Consider the following 23378-nt stretch of genomic DNA (forward strand, 5'->3'; position numbering starts at 1 on the left):
GGGCAGGTCGGCTTGGCGGAAATTTCCTGTTCAACTGATGCCAAGGCGCATCATCGCTGCCTAGCGCAAAATAGGCACCTCTGAGGTCGCCCTGCCCGTCTGCAAACCACGAGGTTTCGGGCCTCCGGTGGCCCAATCCAGCAGCTCGACCGTATGAACGATCGGCAGCTCGGTCCCCGATCCGATCTGCATCATGCAGCCGATATTCCCCGCCGCAATCAGGTCTGGTTTTTTCGCCTCAAGCGTTCGCACCTTGCGCTGCTTCAGCTGGCCCGAGATCTCGGGCTGCATCAGGTTATAAGTTCCTGCACTGCCACAACACAGATGGCTGTCAGCGGGTTCAACAACCTTGAAGCCAGCGCGTTTCAGCAGGTCCTTCGGGTAGGTCTTGATCTGCTGCCCGTGTTGCAGCGAACACGCCGCGTGATAGGCCACGGTCAGCCCTTGATCCGACTGCTCGGGCAGATCCAATTGCATCAAGACCTCACTGACATCCATCGCAAGGGCCGACACCCGTGCCGCGTCCTGTGCCAGAGGGTCATTTCGGAACATGTGCCCATAGTCCTTGACCGTCGTCCCACAGCCCGAGGTGTTAATGACAATGGCGTCCAGCCCATCCCCATCCATTTCACGCACCCAAGCACGGATATTGCTTGCAGCCGCCGCGTGGCTCTGCTTGCTTTTGCCCATGTGGTGGGTCAGCGCACCACAACATCCGGCCCCTTCGGCGACAACCACCTCGCATCCCAATCTGGTCAGAAGACGGATCGTTGCGTCGTTGATATCGGTGTTCAGCGCCTTTTGCGCACAGCCCGTCATCAAGGCCACTCGCTTTTTGCGCGGTGTTTTGGGCGCAAAGCTCTGCGGGTCGTCATTGCGACTGACCGGAGGGATATGTTTCGGCGCCATATCCAGCATCGCCCGCAGCCGAGCATCCGGCATCAGAAACCGGAACGGACGCCCCAGCTTGGCCCCGATCAGGGCCCAGCGAAACCGCATCGGATAGGGCAAGATCTGCGCCAGAACCCAGCGCAGCACACGATCCGACAATGGGCGCTTGTAATTGTTCTCAATATACTCGCGCGCGTGATCGACCAGATGCATGTAGTGCACGCCTGACGGGCAGGTTGTCATGCAGGCCAGACAGGACAGGCACCGGTCGATATGTTTGACCGTCTTCTCGTCCGGTACACGCTCATTCTCAAGCATATCCTTGATCAGGTAGATACGGCCGCGTGGGCTGTCCAGCTCATCGCCCAGCACCTGATAGGTGGGGCACGTGGCGGTGCAAAACCCGCAATGAACACAGCTGCGCAAGATCTCGTTCGAGCGCTGGATCGCCGGGTCTTGCAGCTGTTCTTCGGTGAAAGTCGTCTGCATCGGCCTACCCCATCAATCCCGGATTAAACAGGGCTTTTGGGTCGAACCGCTGCCGCAAACCTTGGCTCAGGGCTGCAACCGGTGCGGGCTCCGGTTGGAACCGGCCCAGCGCCTCAACGGTCTCGGGTTTCGCCCGCACAATAGAGGCGTGGCCCTGAAAACCGCCAAGACGCGCGCGGACATCGGTGCCCTCATCCACTAACGCCCAGATCAAACCGCCGCCCCAATCGAGCAGGAGTTTATTCGCCTCAAGCCGCGCAGTGATTTCCGGCGCATCGCTGGGCTTGACCGAGATACGCCAGACATCGCCCTCTTTGCCCGCGAACGGGGTCACGTCACGGATCGCGCGCCATGTGGCATCCGAATCCTCAACAACGGCGACCTCGCCGAACCCCGACAGCACGTCCTGCAATCGTCCGACACGATACGCAACCGAGTCCGCAAACCCCTCAACCCGCAGCAATGCCTGACCTGTTTCGGGGGCAAAGGCAGCCCCGCTCACTTCATAAGGCGACCGCAATGCGGCAGACAGAACCTCAACCGCGCCCGAGGCATGGGCAACCGGCACGCCCAGGCTTACGACCGCTTCGGGTTTAGGCAACACTTTCAACGAAACTTCGGTCATCACCCCCAGCGTCCCCCAGGAGCCTGCCATCAACTTGACCAGATCATAGCCGGTGACATTCTTCATCACCCGCCCGCCATTCTTCACGACCTGCGCTTGCCCATCGACATAGCGCACGCCTAGCAGAAAATCCCGACACGCCCCGGCCTGCACCCGCCGTGGCCCTGAGATATTGGCGGCAACAACCCCGCCTATTGTCGGCTCACCCGAGGTGTCCAGAAGCGCACGGTAATCCGCAGGCTCGAACGCCAGTTGCTGACCTTCGGCCTCCAGCGCGGCGTCAATCTCAGCCACCGGGGTTCCCGCCTGCGCAACCAAAGTCAGCGCGCCGGGTTCATAGAGCGATATCCCACGCAACCCATCCACACTCAAAACCGCCCCCGGGCCATCCACCCCGCGCGTCCCGCCGCCTGCAATACGCACCGGCCCCTGCAACCCGGCCACGATCTCGGCCAGTTCCGTTTCTGTCTCTGGTCTCATGACACTTCTTCTGTTCTAAAATACCTCGGGGGGATGGGGGCAGAGCCCCCTATTCCGCAGCCATCCGGCGCGCCTGTGACACGTCCAACGGAAACACCTTGGCTGGGTTCAGCAACCACTGCGGGTCGAACACATCCTTCACCGCCATCTGTGCCTCAAGATCGGCCGCGCTATATTGATGCGACATCAGATCCCGTTTCTCGATGCCCACCCCGTGCTCTCCGGTCAGGCAGCCGCCCACATCTACGCAAAGCTTCAGGATATCGGCACCAAACGCCTCGCATTTCTCCAGATCACCGGGCTTGTTGGCATCGAACAGGATCAGCGGGTGCATATTGCCGTCGCCTGCGTGGAAAACATTGCCGACGGGCAGGCCGTAGTCCTCGCTCAACTCACCGATGCGGCGCAGAACCTGTGGCAGCGCCGAGACCGGGATCGTGCCGTCCAAGCACATGTAATCGTTCATCTGCCCCATCGCGCCAAAGGCCGATTTCCGACCCAGCCAAATCTTAGCGCTTTCTTCCGCCGACTGGCTTTCGCGCAGTTCCACCGGGTTGTGGCGTTTCGCGATCTCAATGATTTTCGACAGCTGATAGTCGATCTCGGCATCCGAGCCTTCGACCTCGACAATCAGCAGCGCGTGGCAATCTGGGTACCCAGCATGGGCGAAGTTCTCGCACGCCTTGATGCAGAGCGTATCCATGAACTCGATCGCAACTGGCAAGATACCCGACTTGATGATGTCCGATACGCACTGACCAGCGACCTCATTGTCATCGAACCCCATCAAAACAGGCCGCGCGCCTTCGGGTTTGCGCAGGATGCGCAGCGTCGCCTCGGTCACGACGCCAAGCTGACCTTCCGAGCCGCAGATCACGCCCAACAGGTCCAGCCCGCCGGAATCCAGATGCGCGCCGCCGATCTCGACCACGCTGCCATCCATCATCACCATGGTCACGCCCAACAGGTTGTTGGTGGTCACGCCGTATTTCAGGCAATGCGCTCCGCCCGAATTCATCGCGATGTTCCCCGCAATCGCACAGGCCAGCTGGGATGATGGATCGGGGGCGTAGAAGAAATCCTCCTCTTCAACCGCGCCAGTCACGCTGAGATTGGTGCGGCCGGTCTGAACGCGGATGAAACGGTTGTCATAGTCCGTCTCCAGCACGTCATTCATGCGCGCGACGCCAAGGATCACACAATCCGCCGTTGGCAGCGCCCCGCCGGCCAACGAAGTCCCCGAACCGCGCGGGACCACCGGCACGCCTTCGTCATGGCAAATGCGCAGCACGTCCGAGACCTCCTGCGTGGTCGAAGGCAGCACCGCCAGCATGGGTGGGCAACGATACGCGGTCAGCGCGTCACACTCATAGGCCCGCGTTTCCGACGGGTCGTGAATCACTGCGTCCTCAGGCAAAACCTGCAGCAATCGCGCCAGAACGGCCTGCTTTCGGGCAAGCACATCAGGATTTGGCTGGGGCATTTCCATGGCTGATCCTCCAATTTGGTAAAATAATATTACCAATTTCTCCGTCTGGCAAGTTTTATGATCTGACCCTACTGTCGCGCCATGACCTGGATTGATCGCGCGCTTATGTTTTCGACGCTGGACTATGCGGCCGTTTTGCTTTTGCTGGTGGCCTGGCAAGGGATCGGCTGGAAGATCGAACACCCTTCGCCGGGCAAACTGTCTGTTGCGATGATGATGGACGATTTCCGCCGCGGCTGGATGCACGAGATGGTCACCCGCCAGCCCCGCATGTTCGACGCACAGGTTGTTGCAGCCATGCGGCAGGGCAGCACCTTTTTCGCCTCAACCACGATGATCGCAATTGGCGGTGGGCTGGCCTTGTTGGGTAATACCGAGCAACTGGCAGGCGTTGCCAGCGATCTGGCCATCGGCAGCGCCCCTGCATTGGTGTGGGAGATTAAGATCCTCGTCGTAATCCTGTTTCTGGCAAACGCGTTTCTAAAATACGTCTGGGCGCACCGCTTGTTCGGCTACTGCGCCGTTCTGATGGCGGCCGTGCCGAATGAACCCGATGACCCGGAAGCCTACCCGCGCGCTAGGCAAGCCGCCGAGATCTGTGTGACCGCCGCCCGCAGTTTCAACCGCGCGCTCAGGGCCACCTACTTCGCGCTTGCCTCGCTTGCGTGGTTTCTAGGCCCCATCGCGTTGATCATTGGCACCGTGATCACATTCGGTGTTCTCTACCGGCGTGAGTTCGCATCACATTCGAGAACGGTGCTTCTGACCTTGCCCCCTGACACCAAGACGTGATCCCTATTTCGCAACCAATTCCTTAGGATCTGCCCATGCGCTATCTGATTCTGACTGCTTTCTTTGCCACACCCGTTCTTGCCGATCCTCCGACCATCGAGAGCGTCTCGGCCAGCCGCAGCGGAGATACGTGGCGTTTTGATGTGACGATCCGGCATCCGGATACCGGATGGGATGACTACGCCGATGGTTGGCGTGTGCTGGACATGGACGGGGCCGAGCTTGGTATGCGCGTGTTGCATCACCCGCATGTGGACGAACAGCCCTTCACCCGCTCGCTGAGCGGCGTTTCGATTCCCGAAGGTATCACGCAGGTGCAGATTCAAGCCCGCGACAATGTCGGCGGTTGGAGCGAAGACACCACGATCATCGACCTGAACTAAGGATCAGAACACCCCGAGGCTCAGCCCCGCCGCCATAGCAGCGCCGATCTCGCGGCATTGATCCAGCTGGTCTTCGGGGATTGTCTTCTCAGCCAGTATCGCCTCAGGCGATTGAGCATAAGTGCAGATGATCAAAGGCGGCTGCACTTCTTTCAACCGCCAGCCGGTGGCGATGCGGGCGGTTTGACGGGCGGCGTTCTCTCCGTCAGACCCGGCACACACCATCTGAGCGTAGGGGCGACCTTCGACCCGGCCCAGAACGGGATAATAGCTGCGATCGAAGAACTCTTTCATCAGGCCAGAAATCGCGGCGAGGTTTTCGGGGGCGCAGAAAATGTAGCCGTCGGCGGCCAGCAGATCGTCGGGCCCGGCCTGATCTGCGGTTTTCAGGACGATATCTGCCTCATCCCTACCGGCCTCGGCCGCTGCTTCGGCCATTTGCCGAGCACCGCCGGTGCGCGAATGATAGACAATCAGAAGCTGCGCCATGTCAGACCCGTTTCAGACCCGGTGATAGGGGCCGCCCGACAAGATGGTTGCGGCCCGGTAGAGTTGCTCGGCCAACATTACACGGACCAGCATATGGGGCCAGACCATGGACCCGAATGAGATGGAAAAATCCGCCTCAGCGCGCAGTGAAGGGTCAATTCCATCTGCTCCACCGATGATCAGCGCCAGATCCTGCCGCCCGGCGTCGCGCCAATACCCCAGCTTTTGGGCAAAATCCGGTGAAGACATCAGCCGTCCGCGCTCATCCAGCGTACAAATCACAGCGCCTTTGGGCAGTGCCTTGCGCAGCAGACCGGCCTCGGCGCCCATGCCTGCGTTTTTCTTGTCTTCAACCTCGATCATCCGCGCAGGACCAAGGCCCAGGCCACGGCCAGTGCGGTCGAAACGGGTCAGGTAATCGTCAAGCAGGGTTTTCTCGGGTCCGGCGCGCAATCGCCCGACCGCAACTATGCTGATACGCATATCTCTCTCGCCTCCGGCCCTTCAATAAAGGCCGGGATGGCGCCTCAGTTGGCTGAGGCGCTGCCGCCCGCAGGCTGCCACATCTTTTCCAGCTGGTAGAATTCACGCACTTCGGGGCGGAAGATATGGACGATTACGTCGCCCGTATCGATCAACACCCAGTCACCGGCATCCTTGCCTTCGACCTTCGAGGTGAAACCGAATTCCTGCTTGATGCGATCCGTCAGCTTTTCCGCCATGGCTGCGACCTGACGGGTCGACCGACCCGAGGCAATCACCATATGATCCGCAACAGAAGACTTACCTTGCAGGTTGATCTGCACGACGTCTTCGGCCTTGTCGTCGGAAAGTGAGGAAAGGATACGCTCAAGCAGCTTGTCGCTGATTGACTGAGAGTGGGCCATTACACTGGCCCCGTCATCGGCGGGCAAACCCGCCTGGGTATGTAGAGACAGGACATAGTCCTCCTTTGCTGCGCGCCGTAAAACCCGGCGCAGGGTAAATTCAAGGTAGCAAGCGACCCATGACATTTCAATGAAGCACGCCTGATGCCTCGCATGAATGTGCCCTGATGGCATCTGGGGGCCTTACAAGACCTTGATAGACTCGGCCAGTGTCTATATCTGACCGAAATATGAGACTCAATGTAGCCCAACTTCAGAATCTGGAAGACCGCGCGCGGTTGCGCGAACGGTTCTATGGGGCTGCCCGCACGGTTCTGGCCCGCCTATCGGCGGCCTAAGCCACCTCGCCAGCTATTTCTCATTACATACGGGAGAGGACCGATGTCCCCCAAAACACTCTATGACAAGATCTGGGATGCTCATGTCGCGCATGAAGCCGATGATGGCACCTGCCTGCTTTATATCGACCGCCACTTGGTTCATGAAGTAACCAGCCCACAGGCCTTCGAAGGCCTGCGCATGGCAGGCCGCAAGGTGCGCGCGCCGGAAAAGACCATCGCCGTGCCGGACCACAACGTTCCGACCACGCCGGACCGTGTGAACGGGATCGAAAACCCCGAATCGCGCATTCAGGTCGAAGCACTGGACAAGAACGCTAAGGATTTCGGCATTCACTACTATCCGGTGCATGACGTCCGCCAGGGTATCGTCCACATCGTCGGCCCTGAGCAAGGCTGGACCCTGCCCGGCATGACTGTCGTTTGCGGCGACAGCCACACCGCCACCCATGGCGCTTTTGGTGCTCTGGCTCACGGCATCGGGACGTCTGAGGTCGAGCACGTTCTGGCCACCCAGACCCTGATCCAGAAGAAGTCCAAGAACATGAAGGTCGAGATCACCGGCAAATTGCAGCCGGGCGTGACCGCCAAAGACATCACTCTGGCCGTGATCGGTGAGACCGGCACTGCTGGCGGCACCGGCTATGTCATCGAATATTGCGGTGAAGCAATCCGCGATCTGTCTATGGAAGGTCGCATGACCGTCTGCAACATGGCGATCGAAGGTGGCGCGCGTGCCGGTCTGATCGCGCCGGACGAAACCACGTTTGAATATGTCAAAGGTCGCCCGCATGCTCCGAAAGGAGCTCAGTGGGAAGCGGCGCTGGACTGGTGGAAAACGCTCTACACCGACGAAGGCGCGCATTTTGACAAGGTCATCACGCTACGTGGTGAAGATATTGCGCCGGTCGTCACATGGGGCACTAGCCCCGAAGACGTTCTACCGATCACAGCAACCGTCCCGCACCCTGAGGACTTTGAAGGCGGCAAAGTCGACGCGGCCCGCCGTTCGATCGAATATATGGGTCTGGAAGCCGGTCAGAAGCTGAGCGATGTCGAAGTCGACACCGTCTTTATCGGGTCCTGCACTAACGGTCGTATCGAAGATCTGCGCGCCGCCGCGGAAATTCTGAAGGGCAAGAAGATCAAGGACGGCATGCGCGCCATGGTCGTGCCCGGTTCGGGTCTTGTCCGCGCTCAGGCCGAAGAAGAAGGCCTTGCCGAAATCTTCAAAGAGGCCGGTTTCGAATGGCGTCTGGCGGGATGCTCGATGTGTCTGGCGATGAACCCCGACCAGCTGCAACCGGGCGAGCGCTGTGCCGCTACTTCGAACCGCAATTTCGAAGGTCGTCAGGGGCGTGGTGGGCGGACTCACCTGCTGAGCCCGGCAATGGCTGCCGCTGCGGCAATCACAGGACGGCTGACAGACGTCCGTGAATTGATGTAAGGTCCCCTCATATCTAGATATTTGAGGGATTGAACAAATGAGTGACTGGATCAAATGGCTCCTGCTGGGGCTCCTATCCATAGCGTTCGGTATCTTTGTGCTGGGCGCACCTGTCGTGGCATCTGTCGCCGTAACGGTGGTAACCGGTGTGTTGCTACTGATCTCGGGCGTGCTGCAGGTTGTTGGCGGCTTCACGGTTGAAGGCGTCGGCAACAAGATCCTGTCACTCATCATGGGTGCGGTCATGCTGTTTCTGGGCTGGTCTTTTCTGGATCACCCGCTGCAGGGCACGCTGACGCTGGCGACCGTTGTGCTGATCCTGTTCATGGCAGGCGGCATCGCGCGGATCATTCTGTCGTTCCAGATGAAGGGAACGCAGTTTTTCTGGCCCACGATGATCTCAGGCATCTTGTCGATCGTCCTCGCAGGCATCATCTGGAGCTATGTCGGGCAGCAACCGCAGGCCCTGCTGAGCATTCTGGGGATCTTCCTGGGCATCGAGATGCTGTTTAACGGGTTCGGATTGGTCTTCATGGCGTTCTTCGTCAAGAACGCACCCAAAGACGAAACAACTGAAGCGAAAGAAGCTTAGACGCGAGGCACGGGCGCGGCCCTACCCCGCAGGAGTGTAGACATGGAAAAGTTTGACAAAGTCCACGGGGTGGCCGCCCCAATGCCACTGATCAATATCGACACCGATATGATCATCCCCAAAGTTCACCTGAAGACCATCAAACGGTCCGGCCTTGGCGTCGTTCTGTTTGACGAGATGCGCTATCACGACGACGGGCAGGAAAACGAAGAGTTCGTTCTGAACAAACCTGCCTATCGCGAGGCCGAGATTCTGGTGGCCGGCGACAATTTCGGCTGCGGCTCCTCGCGCGAACACGCACCTTGGGCCATCAAGGATTTCGGCATAAAGGTCGTGATCTCGACCAGCTTCGCCGACATCTTCTTCAACAACTGCTTCAAGAACGGCATCCTGCCTATCGTGGTCGAAGAAGAGCATCACGCGGTTCTGATGGATGACGCGCACAAGGGTGAAAACGCCCGCATGACCGTGCATCTGGAAGATCAGAAGATTACCACTTCGGACGGTGTTGAGATCACCTTCGACATTGACCCGCACCGCAAGCACTGCCTGCTGAACGGTCTGGACGATATCGGCCTGACGATGGAAAAAGACCATCACATCGACAAGTTCGAGGATCACGCCGGTCAGGCCCGCCCCTGGGTGTGATTCTGGGGACGAATCTGTTGATACTCAACCTAACGGAGTCGCCAAGGCGGCTCCGTTCGCATTCTTGGGGTTGAAAATCCGAGAAACACAACATGTAGGTCTCAAATTGAGATACACGTCGGATTTGCGTCGAAATTGATGCAATCCCGCACCAGTTGCGCCATCATTTTGCCCGAAATCACGTGTTATCTGCACCCTGGCTTGAGCGAATTACCGCTTATCGTCCATGTTTGGTCGAAAGAGGTATCCGTCATAAAACGCAGGCGACGGGCACAAGTTGGAATGAAGCCGACACAGAATTGGCTGGTTCCGGTTTGAAAAAGGGTTCGGATAGTGATTGCACGCACGACAGGGGCGGCGATACGTGGGATTTTGGTCGCCGTTATGGTGTTGACCCCCGCGTTGTACCTGCCAGTTTCATCGACGAACGGGACCGAGGTCATTGTCTTCCTCGCGATCCTCGCGTTCATCCTGACCTTTGCCGAATATAACTCGGCCTTCCCCAGCTTTATTGAATTCCGTGATGCGCCGCCGGTGAACCGTTTGCGGTTCGTTGGCCTGATGTCGATGGTCACGTTCCTGACGCTGATCTGCAAAAACGCCTATGCGCCGACTGAAATGACCCGCTTTTCCTACGCGATGGGCTTGTCCGTCGCGAATGTAGTCGATTTTCCCTATTCGCCGGTTCGGTTGATCGTTTTGATGCTGCCCGCAGATGCTGCCCAGCCGCTGGTTGAGCTTGTGCGTGTCGCTGCCAGCATCGCCTACATGGCCGCATTGGTGACCATCGCAAGCTTCGCCTATGCTGTGAAACTGCGCGGCTGGCCGACTGGAAACGGGGCGTTCAATGTGTGGACAAACCTGCCTCTGTTCGACCCGACCAAAGGCGGTGACGTGGTTACTCGCCTGCAACGCGACGGGCGCCTGAACATCTGCATCGGCATTCTGTTGCCCTTCCTGATCCCGGCAGTGATGAAGCTACTGACAAATATCTTGCTCCCGATCTCGCTAAGCAACCCTCAGACCCTGATCTGGACCATGTGCGCCTGGGCCTTCCTGCCCGCAAGCATGATCATGCGCGGCATGGCGACCCTGCGGATTGCCGGGCTTATCGTTGAGAAACGCCGCGCCTATTCCACAACCGAGTCTACTCAGACCGCATGATCCGTGCCCTGATCCTGCTGATGCTGCCTCTGGCCGCACAGGCAGAGACCGTGCGCGTTGCCACCTATAACACCGAACTCAGCCGCAAAGGCCCCGGGTTGCTGCTGCGCGATATTCAGCGAGATGACGAACAGGTTCAGGCCGTTGTTGATGTCCTTGTAAGGGTCCAGCCAGACATTCTGGCGTTGCAAGGGATCGACTGGGACATGGATGGTTTGGCGTTGACCGCTTTTGCCGAGGCACTGCGCGCGGCGGGGCTGGACTACCCACATCGTTTTACAGCGCAGCCCAATACCGGGATAGACAGCGGGCTGGACCTGGACGGAGACGGACGTACCCAAGGACCGGGCGACTCGCAGGGTTGGGGCTTGTTTACGGGTCATGGTGGGCTGGCCGTTCTGTCCCGATACGAGATCGCACAGGACGAGGCACAGGATTTCGCGTCCCTGTTATGGTCAGAACTTCCGGGGGCTGAACTGCCGGTCGTGAATGGCGCGCCCTACCCTTCAGCACAGGCGCAGGCGGCGCAGAGGCTGTCCTCCACTGGGCATTGGGTGGTTCCCGTCACCACGCCTTTTGGTCATCTGAATCTGATGACCTTTCACGCCACTCCGCCGGTCTTCGACGGGCCAGAGGACCGCAACGGCCTGCGCAATCGCGATGAGATCCGGTTCTGGTCCCTGCTGATGGACGGGCGGCTTGGCCCCGTTCCGGACGGCCCTTTTGTCATCGCAGGCGACGCCAATCTGGACCCCGGCAAGAGCGACGGACGCACCGAGACTATAGCCGCGCTTCTCTCGGAACCCCGCCTGCAAGACCCCCAGCCCAAGACCGCAGAGGGCGACGCCGCAACTGTAAACTGGAAAGCCGTCGGAGAGCTGAGGGTGGATTATGTCCTGCCCTCAGTCGACCTGCAGGTCATCAAGTCGGGCGTGTTCTGGCCCAACCCTGAGGACCCGATGCGCGAGACTGCCCAGCGCGCCAGCCGTCACCGGCTGGTGTGGGTCGATGTCGCGCTGCCATAAGGCCTAGAGCGAGCCTGTATAGGTGCCACGCGCAGGATAATTGTTGCCGAGGGTGAATTTCAGACCGCCAACGATATCCGCCATGGCCGGACGCCCAAATGGCGTTGTCTGCTGCCACGCGTAGTACAGCGTCCGGTCGGTTGCGATATAGAAATGCCCCGGCTCGGCAAAGAAAGCGGGTTCGGCGCTGCCTTCACGCGCGGTTGAGATTTTCAGACCCCAATCCTCACGCGCCGCGGCCAGCGGCAGGCTGTGACCGACACGCAGGCGCGATACACCGGCCTTTTCAGCGGCCTCGGCCGCGCGGTCGGCAGTATCTGTGGTTATCATGATGACCTCGACGCCCAGCGCGGCAAAATCATCCAGCGCCGCTTCGACCTCGGTCATCTGCTTGATGCAGATCGGACAATGCAGTCCCCGATACTGGATCACCAGCGTTCCGTTTTCGCCTTTGTCGGCCTCAAGATCGAACACCCCATGCCCGACAGTTTCGATTTTCAGGCCTGGGACGGGATTTCCCGGTATCAACATGTGTTTTCCTCGCGATTCATCCGGTTCGTCTCATTGACCCGGTGCGGCGCAGACGCTAGGCCCTTTGCGACGAAACGCAAGGAGACTGTCGATGTCCAACCCCTCGCTCCTCATCCTGCCCGGAGACGGAATTGGCCCGGAAGTTATGGCCGAAGTGCGCAGAATCATCTCTTGGTTCGACACCAACCGCGGCCTTCACTTTGACGTGAGCGAGGATCTGGTCGGCGGTGCGGCCTATGACGCCCATGGCAAACCCCTGTCGGATGAGACCATGGCCAAAGCCCAAGAGGTAGACGCGGTTCTGCTGGGCGCTGTTGGCGGCCCGAAATACGACGATCTGGACTTCAGCCTGAAGCCCGAACGCGGCTTGCTGCGCCTGCGCAAGGAAATGGACCTCTATTCCAACCTGCGCCCGGCCCAATGCTTTGACGCGCTGGCGGATTTCTCGTCGCTGAAAACCGATGTTGTAGCCGGTCTGGATATCATGATCGTGCGCGAGCTAACCTCGGGCATCTATTTCGGCGAGCCGCGCGGCATCTTCGAGGAAGGCAATGAGCGTGTGGGCGTCAACACTCAGCGCTACACCGAATCCGAGATCGAACGCGCCGCGCGCTCGGCCTTTGAACTGGCGATGCGCCGGAACAAGAAGCTTTGCTCGATGGAAAAAGCCAATGTCATGGAATCGGGCATTCTGTGGCGCGAAGTGGTGAATGAGGTCGCCAAGGATTACCCCGAGGTCGAAGTCACCCACATGTATGCCGACAACGGCGCGATGCAGCTGGTGCGCGCGCCCAAGCAGTTCGACGTGATCGTGACTGACAACCTGTTCGGCGACATCCTGTCGGATTGCGCCGCAATGCTGACCGGATCGCTGGGCATGCTGCCCTCGGCCTCCTTGGGTGCCCCGATGGAGAATGGTCGTCCCAAGGCGATGTATGAGCCGGTACACGGCTCGGCACCGGATATCGCGGGCGAAGGCAAAGCCAACCCGATCGCCTGTATTCTCAGCTTTGCAATGGCGCTGCGCTACAGCTTTGATCAGGGGGACGAAGCCGACCGTCTGGAAGCCGCGATTGAGAAAGTGCTGGCCGACGGCGTTCGCACCGCAGACCTGCTGGCCGATGAAGGTGTGACTCCGGTTACAACCACAGAAATGGGCGACGCAATTCTGGCAGCGCTGGACGCCAGCGTCTGATCCCAGATCACGTTTGAATTGAAGAAGGCGGCACCGGGTGTGCCGCCTTTTTTAATGCTTGGACCCTAGCGCGCTAGTTTCCGCCGAAGATATCCCGGATCAAGTTGTTGATGGCACGCTCGAACCCTCCGCCCTGATTGCGGCGGGGCTGAGGTTGCGCGACCTGCACCGGCGGCTCTGGCGTGATCATCGGCAGAGGTGTCGGCGTCATCCCTTCGGTCACGCGCAGCATCGTCTCTTTCCAGATTTCGGCCGGCAACCCGCCTCCGGTGACACCGGACAGGGGCGTGTTGTCGTCATAGCCCATCCAGACACCGGCCACGTAGTCGGCCGTGAACCCGATGAACCAAGCATCCCGCGCCGCCTGGGTCGTTCCGGTCTTGCCTGCCACCTGCCATCCCGGCAGCTGGGCGCGGCCACCTGTGCCCTCGGACACCACACGCTCCATCATCCAGATCAGTTCCTTGGCGGCTTTGTCATTGATCACCCGCTCACCAATCCCCGTGGTCGTCACCATCACCGGGGTTTCATCGCCCAGCAGCTTCAATTCGGTCAGGCCGTAGGGTTCAACCGACGAGCCGCCGTTCAGAATACCCGCATACGCGCCCGTCATCTCGATCAGGGTGCTTTCCGACGCGCCCAGCGCCAGTGCGGGGCCTTGTGCCAGATCGCTGGCGATCCCGAAACCGGTGGCGACCGTACGCACATTGTCGAGGCCCGAAATCTCGGCCACTTTCACCGCTGGGATGTTCAGAGAGTTCTTGAGCGCGTCCGCCAGCGTAACCTGCCCATAGTATTTGTTGGTGTAGTTCTTGGGGCACCATTGACCCGATCCGGGGATGTTCACGCAGTAGGGCTCATCCATCACCGTATCATAGGGCGAATACCCAAGCTCCAACGCAGTAGCATAGACAAAAGGCTTGAACGACGACCCGGTCTGCCGCAGCGCCTGTGTCGCGCGGTTAAACGCGCCCGAGACGCGGGTTTTGCGGCCGCCAACCATGGCGCGCACCGCCCCATCCGCCGACATCACAACAATCGCGGCCTGCGCTTTCGACCCTTCCCGGACCTTCTCCTGAAAGATGAATTGCAGCGCCTCTTCGGCCGAGGTCTGGATGCGCTGGTCCAATGTCGTGCGGATCACCACATCCTCGGTGGTGTTGCGGGTGAAGAACTCTGGCCCGCTGGCCATGACCCAATCGGCGAAATAGCCGCCTGCACGGGCAGCAGCGGCTTCGGAGAGTTGCGCAGGACGGGCACGCGCTTCACTGGCCTGCGCGCCGGACAGGTAGCCCTGCGCTTCCATCAGCCCAACCACAAGTCGCGCCCGATCCTGCGAGCGCTGCAGGTTGTTCGTCGGCGCATAGCGCGATGGTGCCACCAGGAGACCGGCCAGCATCGCGGCTTCTGAAGGAGAAACCTCGGCCGCAGATTTTCCGAAATAGCGCTGGCTGGCCGCTTCGAACCCACGTGCACCAGCCCCCAGGAATGCGCGGTTCAGATAGATCGTCAGGATTTCGTCCTTGGAGTATTTCACCTCCATCGCCAGGGCATAAATCGCCTCTTTGCCTTTGCGCCAGAGCGAGCCCTGACGGCAATCCGCCTCATAAGCGGCCTCCGACTCCCACGCGGCAGGGTCGTAAGGTACGCCCAGACACAGCAGCTTGGCCGTCTGCTGCGTGATGGTCGAGCCGCCATGGCCCGAGAGCGGACCGCGCCCTTCGCTCAGGTTGATGCGAACCGCGCTGGCCACACCGCGCGGGCTGACGCCGAAATGGCGGTAGAACCGTTTATCCTCGGTCGCGATGACGGCGTTCTTGAGGTGGGGTGAAACGGTATCGGCGGTGATCACCCCGCCAAACTGGTCCCCGCGCCAGGCAAAGACCTTGCCATCGCGGTCCAACATCGTGACCGAGCCGCGTGCGCGACCATCCAGCAAGGCATCGACATCGGGCAGCGAGGTATAGACCACGCCCACCGCCAGCGCGATCAGCATGGCGACCACGGCCCCAACGCGCCATGTCACGCCCCAGACCAGCCGCCAGATCCAGCGGAACAGACGACGGAAAAAACCTCCGCCATTGCCGCCCGACCGCTTGCGCGTTTTCTTCCGTGCCGTCTTGCGGGTCGTGGTTTTTCGGGCGGTTGACTTCTTGCCCGCGGGCTTGGCAGCCCGCATGGTCGTCGAAGGTTTGCGCGCCTTCGAAGGGTATCTTTTATCCGCGACCAGTGTCGGTTTGCGGCGCTTGGACTCAGACATGCTCAAACTCTGCCCGTTTATACTTTTGCCTCACCATACCCTGACGTCCCGCCTATGTTGAGGTCCGATTTTCCGGAACTATCCTTCCCATTTTTGCCTATTTTTTAATCATCAGACACTGTTTGTGCAAAAATTGTGCAATATTGCGTCATTTTCAGTCGGTTTCACGTCGGGGAATCGTTCCTTAACGCCCCGACACGCGCTCTTTTTCTGCACGTGCAAACAAGCCGGCCCGATCCGGAGTAGTAGAGGGGACAGACGTGAAACTGATCATTGCGACAATCAAGCCGTTCAAGCTCGAGGAGGTGCGCGAGGCACTGACCGAAGCGGGCGTACGCGGCATGATGGTGACCGAAATCAAGGGCTTCGGCTCGCAATCCGGTCACACTGAAATCTACCGTGGCGCGGAATACGCCGTGAACTTCGTACCCAAGATCAAGCTTGAGATCGTTGTACCTGCAACGATGGCCGATCAGATCGTTGAGACCATCACCAACACAGCCAAGACCGGCAAGATCGGTGACGGCAAGATTTTCGTCCTCGATGTCGAGCAGGCCATGCGCGTGCGGACTGGGGAAACGAACGAAGAGGCGCTGTAAGGCGCCCACACTCACTATCATTCGAGGACTGACTATGAACCTGATGAAATCTCTCATCCCTGCTGCCGCGATTGTCGCGCTGCCGCAGATGGGTCTGGCGCAAGAGGCCGCCGCCGAAGGCGAAGCTGCGCTGCACACCCAGTATATCTTCACCACCCTGCTGTTCCTGATGGCGGGCTTCCTGGTCTTCTTCATGGCGGCAGGCTTTGCCATGCTGGAAGGCGGTCTGGTGCGTTCAAAGAACGTGGCCATGCAGATGATCAAGAACGTGGCGCTGTTTTCCATTGCCGCGATCATGTACTGGCTGGTTGGCTTCAACACGATGTACCCGGGCGACTTCAATGGCTTCTTTGCCATTGGCGGCCCAACCGTGCTGGACCCGGTTGGTGTTGACCCTGCCGAGGCTGCTTTGGACTATGCCTCGATCGGGTCGGACTTCTTCTTCCAGCTGGTCTTTGTGGCTGCAACCGCGTCCATCGTGTCGGGTGCCGTGGCCGAGCGGATCAAGCTGTTCCCCTTCTTGATCTTCGTAGTCGTGCTGACCGGTATCCTGTACCCGATCTCGGGCTCCTGGCAGTGGGGCGGCGGCTGGTTGTCTGAAGCTGGCTTCTCGGATTTCGCCGGTTCGACCGTCGTACACTCGGTCGGTGGCTGGGCAGCCCTGGCAGGCGTGATCGTTCTGGGCCCGCGTATCGGCAAGTACAAGGACGGCAAAGTCCACCCGATGCCCGGTTCGAACCTGGCGCTGGCAACTTTGGGTACGTTCATCCTGTGGCTGGGTTGGTTCGGCTTCAACGGCGGCTCGCAGCTGGCGATGGGCACCGTGGGTGACGTAACTGACGTATCGCGCATCTTTGCCAACACCAACATGGCCGCCGCTTCGGGTGCTGTTACAGCCCTGATCCTGACCCAACTGCTGTACAAAAAGCCTGACCTGACCATGGTCCTGAACGGCGCGCTGGCCGGTCTGGTTTCGATCACCGCTGAACCTCTGGCCCCGACCCTGTTCGGTGCGCTGTGGATCGGTGCAGTTGGCGGTATCATCGTGGTCTTCACTGTCCCGATGCTGGACAAGTTCAAGCTGGACGACGTTGTCGGCGCAATCCCGGTTCACCTGTTCGCAGGTATCTGGGGCACCATCGCCGTCATCTTCTACGGTGAGGCCTCTCTGGGCACCCAGCTGCTGGGTATTGCGGCCTACGGTGTGTTCACCTTTGTCGGCGCACTGATCCTGTGGACCATCCTCAAAGCCATCCTTGGCATCCGCGTCAGCGAAGAGGACGAGATCAACGGCCTCGACATGGCGGAACTGGGCATGGAAGCTTACCCCGAATTCTCGAAAGGGTAAGTGCCACTCATAAAACCATTGGAATGGCTCGGCGCAATGCCGGGCCATTTTACTTTTGTTCGATCCCTTGCACCCTTAACTCTGGTATATGGCTGAACACTGAACACAGCCGACCAATCAACGGTCGCAAAGACGTGCATCAGATCGGGAGAGAGTTATGTACAAGGTGCTGGACCAAAGCGAGGGCAATATCCTTGGCCTAGAAATCTCTGGCAAAATCGACATCACGCAAGAACGTGAGTTAATCGCAAAAGCCGAGTACATACTAAAAGATCACGCCAAGATCAGCGTGCTCGTGGTCGTCGACAAAGGGGTCTCTGCCACATTTGAGGCCGCAATGACTGATCTGAAATGGATCATCAAGAATGTGAAGAAACTTGGTAAGCTGGCGATTGTCGCTGACAGCGTGTTCTTGGGTCACCTTGTCGAGATCGACGCGAAATTTGCCGCTATGATCGACATCCGTGAAAAGCACTTTACCACCGACGAACTTGATAAAGCCTGGGCTTGGATCAAGTCTTAACCTTCAAAGCAAAAAAGCCGCGAATTTCGCGGCTTTCTTGATTTCCAAAGGGTGGCTTAGCAGCCTACATCCACGATCGCTTTTGCCAAAATAGGCACTGTGTTTGCGTTCAGACCGGCGATGTTCAACCGGCTGTCGCCGACCATGTAGATCCCGTGGTCCGCACGGAGTTTCTCGACCAGCTTAGGTGCTGCACCCAGACGTGAGAACATACCGCGGTGCTGGGCGACAAAGCTGAACCGATCCGACCCGGTCAGGCGCTGCAACTCATCGGCCAGTTGCTGGCGCAATCCCAGCATGGACAGGCGAACCTCTTCCAGTTCGGCCTGCCAATCGGCGCGCAAGGCGTCATCGGTCAGGATCGTGGTCACAACGCGCGCGCCGTGATCCGGCGGGAACGAATAGTTCTGGCGGTTCAGGAAGGCCAGCGTCGACTGGTTCAGCGAGGTCTGTGCAGCGTCATCGCTGATCGCCATCAGAAGGCCGGTACGCTCACGGTACACGCCGAAGTTCTTCGAGCAGGACGCTGCGATCAGGCAGCGCTTGACCGACGAGGCCACCAGACGGGTTGCCTGCGCGTCTTCTTCGAGACCGTCGCCGAAACCCTGGTAGGCGATGTCGATCATCGCCACGAGGCCAAGCTCGTTGATCAGGTTCACGACCTCTTGCCACTGCACCAGGTTCAGGTTCGCGCCGGTGGGATTGTGGCAGCAACCATGCAGCAGAACCACGTCGCCCGCCTTGGCGGTTTTCAGGTCTTCGATCATTCCATCGAAATCGACACCACGGGTTTCGCCGTCGAAGTAGCGATACTGGACAGACTCCATGCCCAGATAGTTCAGGATCGACAGGTGGTTCGGCCATGTCGGGTTCGACACGAATACGCGGGCCTCGGGGTTGGCCATGCGGATCATCTCGAACGCCTGACGGCAGGCACCGGTGCCACCCGGGGTCGCAACGGCGGCAATATTAGCGCGCGGTACTGCGTCGCCGAGGATCAGGCCGATCATCGCATCGGCATAGGCCGGATCACCTGCCAGACCGGTATAAGCTTTGGTTTCCTGCTCTTCGAGAATGCGCTTTTCGGCGGCCTTGACGGCGCGCATCACCGGGGTCACGCCTTCGGCGTTCTTGTAGACGCCGACGCCCAGATCAATCTTCTGATCGCGCGGGTCTTCACGGTACATCTGCATCAGCGCCAGGATCTTGTCAGCTGGCTGCGGCTTGAGGTTCTCGAACATCAGTTCTCTCCGGTTGCGACAGGCAGGGTTGGGAAGGCACCCCATTCGGCCCATGACCCGTCATAAAGCGAGTGGTCTTTTTTGCCCATGCGCTCTAGCGCAAGGCTGAGGATCGCTGCTGTCACGCCCGACCCACAGGAGGTGATCGCGGGTTTCGACAGATCCACGCCTGCGGCCTCGAATACGGCGCGGCAATCCTCGGGCGATTTCATCGTGCCGTTCTTGTTCAGCAATTGGCCAAAGGGCACGTTGCGCGATCCCGGGATGTGGCCCGAGCGCAGACCTTCGCGCGGCTCGGCCTCGGTGCCCTCGAAACGCGGGGCCGAGCGGGCGTCGATGATCTCATGATCGGCCAGCTTGGCAGCCGCCGAGACCTGAGTCACGTCCCGCACCAGATGGTTCTGCACCCGCACCGTCATATGGCGATCGCGGATCACGGGCGGCAGGTCTTCGACCTCGCGCCCCTCGGCCTGCCATTTAGGTAGACCACCATCAAGAACGGCGACATTCTCTTGCCCCATCAGCCGGAACAGCCACCAGACACGCGCGGCCGACATCAGCCCGGCCCCGTCATAGACCACCACTTGATGGCCATCGCCTACTCCCATAGCGCGCAGGCGCGACATGAATTTCTCGACTGGAGGGGCCATATGCGGCAGGTCCGAACGGTGGTCTGAAATGTCATCGATATCGAAGAACCGGGCGCCGGGGATATGTGCCGCGTCATACTCCGCCTTGGCATCACGGTTCTGCGCAGGCAGGTACCACGATCCGTCCAGAATCCGCAGATCCGGGTCTTTCAGATGGGCGGCAAGCCAGTCGGTTGAAACGAGGGTTTTGGGATCGTCTTGCATCAAAGCCTCCCCTAAGCGCGGTTGGGTTTTCCCTATACGCGCAAAGGGCCGTATTCAAGCCGGGTTAGCGCTATTCCACGCCCCGTTTCAGCCGGAAGTACTGAATTATCCCGATCACGCTGATGATGATCCAGAACCCCTCGATCAGCATCGAGGCCAGATTGAAGTTGTGCAGCAAAGAGTATGCGATCAGCACCGACCCCAGCAGATTGATCACCGGAAAGGCCAGATCGTCGGAATTCATCATCCGCATCTGCGTTGCAAAATAGGCCGCTACCACGATAAGCGCGCCGGCTGATCCCACGGCATCCACGATAGTCAGGCTTTTCAGCACGTCCGTCATTGCAAATTATCCTGAAAGGCCGGGCTACCCGACCGAGGCCAGCTCGGCCGGTTGAAAATAGTGATGCATGTTCAGAAAGGCCGCCCCATCTGGCCCAGCGCGATACCCATGCGGCAGATCGGCGGCAAAGCGCAGCCCCTCACCGGCTTTTAGGGCGACCCATTTGCCATCCTGCAAAACCTCTAGTGCGCCGTTCAGCACGAAGACCTCCTCGGTCACCCCGGCGGCGTGGGCCGGGGATTCGTGGCTTTGATTGGCGGCCAGTTCGACATGGAAGGTCTCGGCCCCAAGGGCGGGATCGAAGGGAAAGACGATCTTGACCTGAATGCTGCCCGGAAAGGTCACGGTCCGGAACACGCCCTGCGCGCGCGCGTCCGAAGTCCCGATCAAGGCGCTCAGCGGAACCTGAAACCCCTTGGCAATTTTCCACAGGGTCGCGATGGTGGGGCTTGATTCGCCACGCTCAATCTGGCCCAACATGGCTTTGCTGACACCCGTCAACTCGGCCACTTTGGACAGGCTGAGGCCCGATGCCGCCCGCACTTCCTTTAGTTTCAGCGTAATTTCGTCCGATTCCATATCCGCGCCCAACGATTTGTCTTGTGCGTTATAACGCACATGTGGTACGTGCGCTATAACGTACGCACCCCGCATATCGCAACCGGGGCAAAAGGGAAACAGCATCATGCCAATGTACCGATCCAGAACTTCTACCCATGGCCGCAACATGGCCGGTGCCCGCGGCTTGTGGCGCGCCACCGGTATGCAGGATGACGATTTCGGCAAACCGATCATCGCCATCGTCAACTCGTTCACCCAATTCGTGCCCGGTCACGTCCACCTGAAAGACCTGGGCCAGATGGTTGCGCGCGAGGTTGAGGCCGCCGGTGGTGTCGCCAAAGAGTTCAACACCATCGCCGTGGATGACGGCATCGCCATGGGTCACGACGGCATGCTCTATTCGTTGCCCTCGCGCGAGGTGATCGCGGATTCGGTGGAATATATGGTCAACGCGCACTGTGCGGACGCGATGGTCTGTATTTCGAACTGCGACAAGATCACCCCCGGCATGCTTATGGCCGCGATGCGCCTGAACATTCCGGCGATCTTTGTCTCGGGCGGCCCGATGGAGGCTGGCAAGATCGACATCGCCGATCTGGATGTTAAAAAGATCGACCTGGTCGACGCGATGGTTGCCGCAGCGGACGACAAGTACACCGACGAACAGGTCAAACATATCGAGGAAAACGCCTGCCCCACCTGCGGCTCCTGCTCGGGCATGTTCACGGCGAACTCGATGAACTGTCTGGCCGAGGCGCTGGGTCTGGCGCTGCCCGGCAACGGCTCGACCCTGGCGACCCATTCGGACCGCAAAGAGCTGTTCCTTGAAGCCGGTCGCCGCATCGTCGAGATCACCAAACGGCACTACGATCTGGACGAGAAGGGCTTCCTACCCCGCGAAATCGCCACCTTTGATGCGTTCGAGAACGCGATGTCGCTGGATATTGCGATGGGCGGATCGACCAACACTGTTCTGCACCTGCTGGCCATCGCTTATGAGGGCGGCGTCGATTTCGATATGTCCGACATGGACCGCCTTAGCCGCAATGTGCCCTGCCTGTGCAAGGTCGCGCCCAACACCGAGAACGTGCATATGGAGGACGTCCACCGCGCAGGCGGCATCTTCTCGATCCTCGGAGAGCTGAGCCGCGCCGGGCTGCTGCACGAAGGCTGCAGCACCGTGCATTCAGCTACCATGGGCGAGGCGATTGCCAACTGGGACATCAAGGTTGCCAACAACCCGAAGGCACAGGAGCTGTTCAAGGCGGCCCCCGGCGGCGTGCGCACCACGCAGGCCTTTAGCCAGTCGAACCGCTATAAAGAGCTGGACACCAACCGCGAAGGCGGCGTCATCCGCTCTAAGGAGCACGCGTTCAGTCAGGACGGTGGTCTGGCAGTTCTGTTCGGCAATATCGCCCGTGACGGTTGTATCGTAAAAACCGCGGGTGTGGATGAGAACATCCTGAAATTCACCGGTACGGCCTATGTCTGCGAAAGCCAGGATCAGGCGGTTAGCGACATCCTGACCGGCAAGGTGAAAGAGGGCGATGTGGTGGTTATCCGCTACGAAGGGCCGCGCGGAGGGCCGGGCATGCAGGAGATGCTGTACCCGACCTCATACCTGAAATCCAAAGGTCTCGGCAAAGCCTGCGCCCTTTTGACTGACGGCCGTTTCTCGGGCGGCACATCGGGCCTGTCGATTGGTCACGTCTCGCCTGAGGCGGCTGAAGGTGGCGTCATCGGCCTGGTGCAAACCGGCGACAAGATCGAAATCGACATCCCTGCCCGCTCGATCCATCTGGCGGTCTCGGATGAGGATCTGGCCGAACGGCGCAAGGTTCAGGACGAAAAAGGCTGGGCCCCGGCCGCACCGCGCAAACGCAAAGTGTCCACTGCGCTGAAGGCTTATGCAAAGCTGACCACCAGCGCAGCAAAGGGAGCGGTACGCGAGCTGTAACGTCTTCGGGAGCGAAACCCAAAGGCCCCATCCGCCAGGCGAGTGGGGCCTTTTTGAGGCGCATGGAGCAATCCCTCAGTCGGACATTCCTCTCAGAGATACAGTCATGCGACCGACACGACTTAGAAGTCATTCAGAATACGGAAATTAGCCGTCAGCACCTCGCTCACGAACTGAGCGTCCAATGAACCCCAACTCCCGGTACGCTGGGATTCGATACCTTGCGA

General features: G+C 59.6%; 25 protein-coding genes. 13 read left to right on the forward strand and 12 right to left on the reverse strand.

What is annotated here, in order from left to right:
- Positions 1-60 precede the first annotated feature (60 nt).
- Genes glcF through ACR0KL_RS18515 form a run of 3 tightly spaced genes read right to left on the reverse strand, consistent with a single transcriptional unit; the run spans position 61 to position 3974 of the window.
- Complete coding sequence (gene glcF, locus ACR0KL_RS18505; RefSeq protein ID WP_480777370.1) at positions 61-1380, reverse strand: glycolate oxidase subunit GlcF; 1320 nt, start codon at positions 1378-1380, stop codon at positions 61-63.
- 4 nt (positions 1381-1384) lie between these two features.
- On the reverse strand, positions 1385-2485 hold the full coding sequence (locus ACR0KL_RS18510) for an FAD-binding protein (protein WP_480777371.1): 1101 nt from the start codon (positions 2483-2485) through the stop codon (positions 1385-1387).
- Between the two features lie 49 nt (positions 2486-2534).
- Positions 2535-3974, reverse strand: coding sequence for an FAD-linked oxidase C-terminal domain-containing protein (locus ACR0KL_RS18515; RefSeq protein WP_480777372.1), 1440 nt, complete (start codon positions 3972-3974; stop codon positions 2535-2537).
- An 81-nt stretch (positions 3975-4055) separates the two neighbouring features.
- Here ACR0KL_RS18515 and ACR0KL_RS18520 point away from each other — a divergent pair, with 81 nt between their 5' ends.
- Together ACR0KL_RS18520 and ACR0KL_RS18525 are read left to right on the forward strand one after the other, a co-directional pair.
- Complete coding sequence (locus tag ACR0KL_RS18520) at positions 4056-4766, forward strand: DUF599 domain-containing protein (RefSeq protein ID WP_170644035.1); 711 nt, start codon at positions 4056-4058, stop codon at positions 4764-4766.
- 35 nt (positions 4767-4801) lie between these two features.
- Positions 4802-5149 carry a hypothetical protein gene (locus tag ACR0KL_RS18525; protein WP_170679645.1) on the forward strand — a complete coding sequence of 116 codons (348 nt, stop codon included), beginning with the start codon at positions 4802-4804 and terminating at the stop codon, positions 5147-5149.
- A gap of 3 nt (positions 5150-5152) precedes the next feature.
- Here ACR0KL_RS18525 and ACR0KL_RS18530 read toward each other — a convergent pair whose 3' ends face one another.
- Genes ACR0KL_RS18530 through rsfS form a run of 3 tightly spaced genes read right to left on the reverse strand, consistent with a single transcriptional unit; the run spans position 5153 to position 6525 of the window.
- Positions 5153-5638 (reverse strand): NAD(P)H-dependent oxidoreductase, encoded by a 486-nt coding sequence (locus ACR0KL_RS18530; protein ID WP_170679647.1) that lies wholly within the window; start codon positions 5636-5638, stop codon positions 5153-5155.
- Between the two features lie 12 nt (positions 5639-5650).
- Positions 5651-6121 carry a 23S rRNA (pseudouridine(1915)-N(3))-methyltransferase RlmH gene (rlmH, locus tag ACR0KL_RS18535; RefSeq protein ID WP_480777373.1) on the reverse strand — a complete coding sequence of 157 codons (471 nt, stop codon included), beginning with the start codon at positions 6119-6121 and terminating at the stop codon, positions 5651-5653.
- A gap of 44 nt (positions 6122-6165) precedes the next feature.
- A complete protein-coding gene (gene rsfS / locus ACR0KL_RS18540) occupies positions 6166-6525 on the reverse strand; it encodes a ribosome silencing factor (protein ID WP_170379770.1) in 360 nt (119 codons plus the stop codon).
- A gap of 230 nt (positions 6526-6755) precedes the next feature.
- Here rsfS and ACR0KL_RS18545 point away from each other — a divergent pair, with 230 nt between their 5' ends.
- From ACR0KL_RS18545 to ACR0KL_RS18570, 6 genes are all read left to right on the forward strand, one after another.
- Entirely contained in the window at positions 6756-6863 is a 108-nt protein-coding gene (locus ACR0KL_RS18545; RefSeq protein WP_152611973.1) for an isopropylmalate isomerase, read from the forward strand.
- A 43-nt stretch (positions 6864-6906) separates the two neighbouring features.
- Positions 6907-8310: a 3-isopropylmalate dehydratase large subunit gene (gene leuC, locus ACR0KL_RS18550; protein WP_170379774.1), complete on the forward strand. Its 1404-nt coding sequence runs from the start codon at positions 6907-6909 to the stop codon at positions 8308-8310.
- Positions 8311-8347: 37 nt separating this feature from the next.
- The gene (locus ACR0KL_RS18555) at positions 8348-8902 is read left to right on the forward strand and encodes an HdeD family acid-resistance protein (RefSeq protein ID WP_480566332.1); all 555 of its coding nucleotides are present in this window, start codon (positions 8348-8350) and stop codon (positions 8900-8902) included.
- A gap of 42 nt (positions 8903-8944) precedes the next feature.
- Entirely contained in the window at positions 8945-9550 is a 606-nt protein-coding gene (leuD, locus tag ACR0KL_RS18560; protein WP_170472726.1) for a 3-isopropylmalate dehydratase small subunit, read from the forward strand.
- A 333-nt stretch (positions 9551-9883) separates the two neighbouring features.
- Entirely contained in the window at positions 9884-10714 is an 831-nt protein-coding gene (locus ACR0KL_RS18565; RefSeq protein WP_170555195.1) for a hypothetical protein, read from the forward strand.
- Positions 10711-11739, forward strand: a complete 1029-nt coding sequence (locus tag ACR0KL_RS18570; protein WP_170679651.1) for an endonuclease/exonuclease/phosphatase family protein — start codon at positions 10711-10713, stop codon at positions 11737-11739. The genes ACR0KL_RS18565 and ACR0KL_RS18570 overlap by 4 nt, the downstream gene beginning before the upstream one ends.
- A 3-nt stretch (positions 11740-11742) precedes the next feature.
- Here the strand turns inward: ACR0KL_RS18570 and ACR0KL_RS18575 are convergent, their stop codons facing one another.
- A complete protein-coding gene (locus ACR0KL_RS18575; RefSeq protein WP_480777374.1) occupies positions 11743-12270 on the reverse strand; it encodes a redoxin domain-containing protein in 528 nt (175 codons plus the stop codon).
- A 91-nt stretch (positions 12271-12361) separates the two neighbouring features.
- Here ACR0KL_RS18575 and leuB point away from each other — a divergent pair, with 91 nt between their 5' ends.
- Complete coding sequence (gene leuB, locus ACR0KL_RS18580) at positions 12362-13465, forward strand: 3-isopropylmalate dehydrogenase (RefSeq protein WP_480777375.1); 1104 nt, start codon at positions 12362-12364, stop codon at positions 13463-13465.
- Between the two features lie 73 nt (positions 13466-13538).
- Here the strand turns inward: leuB and ACR0KL_RS18585 are convergent, their stop codons facing one another.
- The gene (locus tag ACR0KL_RS18585; RefSeq protein WP_170679657.1) at positions 13539-15725 is read right to left on the reverse strand and encodes a PBP1A family penicillin-binding protein; all 2187 of its coding nucleotides are present in this window, start codon (positions 15723-15725) and stop codon (positions 13539-13541) included.
- A gap of 260 nt (positions 15726-15985) precedes the next feature.
- Between ACR0KL_RS18585 and ACR0KL_RS18590 the strand changes: the two genes are divergently transcribed.
- From ACR0KL_RS18590 to ACR0KL_RS18600, 3 genes are all read left to right on the forward strand, one after another.
- Positions 15986-16324, forward strand: coding sequence for a P-II family nitrogen regulator (locus ACR0KL_RS18590; protein ID WP_170379789.1), 339 nt, complete (start codon positions 15986-15988; stop codon positions 16322-16324).
- Positions 16325-16358: 34 nt separating this feature from the next.
- Positions 16359-17672, forward strand: coding sequence for an ammonium transporter (locus tag ACR0KL_RS18595; protein ID WP_170472706.1), 1314 nt, complete (start codon positions 16359-16361; stop codon positions 17670-17672).
- Between the two features lie 157 nt (positions 17673-17829).
- On the forward strand, positions 17830-18195 hold the full coding sequence (locus ACR0KL_RS18600) for a SpoIIAA family protein (RefSeq protein WP_170679659.1): 366 nt from the start codon (positions 17830-17832) through the stop codon (positions 18193-18195).
- A 56-nt stretch (positions 18196-18251) separates the two neighbouring features.
- Here the strand turns inward: ACR0KL_RS18600 and ACR0KL_RS18605 are convergent, their stop codons facing one another.
- From ACR0KL_RS18605 to ACR0KL_RS18620, 4 genes are all read right to left on the reverse strand, one after another.
- Positions 18252-19436 carry an amino acid aminotransferase gene (locus ACR0KL_RS18605; RefSeq protein WP_480777376.1) on the reverse strand — a complete coding sequence of 395 codons (1185 nt, stop codon included), beginning with the start codon at positions 19434-19436 and terminating at the stop codon, positions 18252-18254.
- On the reverse strand, positions 19436-20290 hold the full coding sequence (gene sseA, locus ACR0KL_RS18610; protein WP_170679663.1) for a 3-mercaptopyruvate sulfurtransferase: 855 nt from the start codon (positions 20288-20290) through the stop codon (positions 19436-19438). The genes ACR0KL_RS18605 and sseA overlap by 1 nt, the downstream gene beginning before the upstream one ends.
- 70 nt (positions 20291-20360) lie before the next feature.
- Complete coding sequence (locus ACR0KL_RS18615; RefSeq protein WP_170679665.1) at positions 20361-20633, reverse strand: CBU_0592 family membrane protein; 273 nt, start codon at positions 20631-20633, stop codon at positions 20361-20363.
- 24 nt (positions 20634-20657) lie between these two features.
- The gene (locus tag ACR0KL_RS18620) at positions 20658-21212 is read right to left on the reverse strand and encodes a helix-turn-helix domain-containing protein (protein ID WP_170379801.1); all 555 of its coding nucleotides are present in this window, start codon (positions 21210-21212) and stop codon (positions 20658-20660) included.
- Between the two features lie 106 nt (positions 21213-21318).
- On the opposite strand from ACR0KL_RS18620, the gene ilvD reads away from it, so the two are divergent.
- Positions 21319-23151 (forward strand): dihydroxy-acid dehydratase, encoded by a 1833-nt coding sequence (gene ilvD, locus ACR0KL_RS18625; protein WP_170679667.1) that lies wholly within the window; start codon positions 21319-21321, stop codon positions 23149-23151.
- The last annotated feature ends 227 nt before the right edge of the window (positions 23152-23378 follow it).

Source organism: Ruegeria sp. C8 (genome assembly GCF_056537565.1).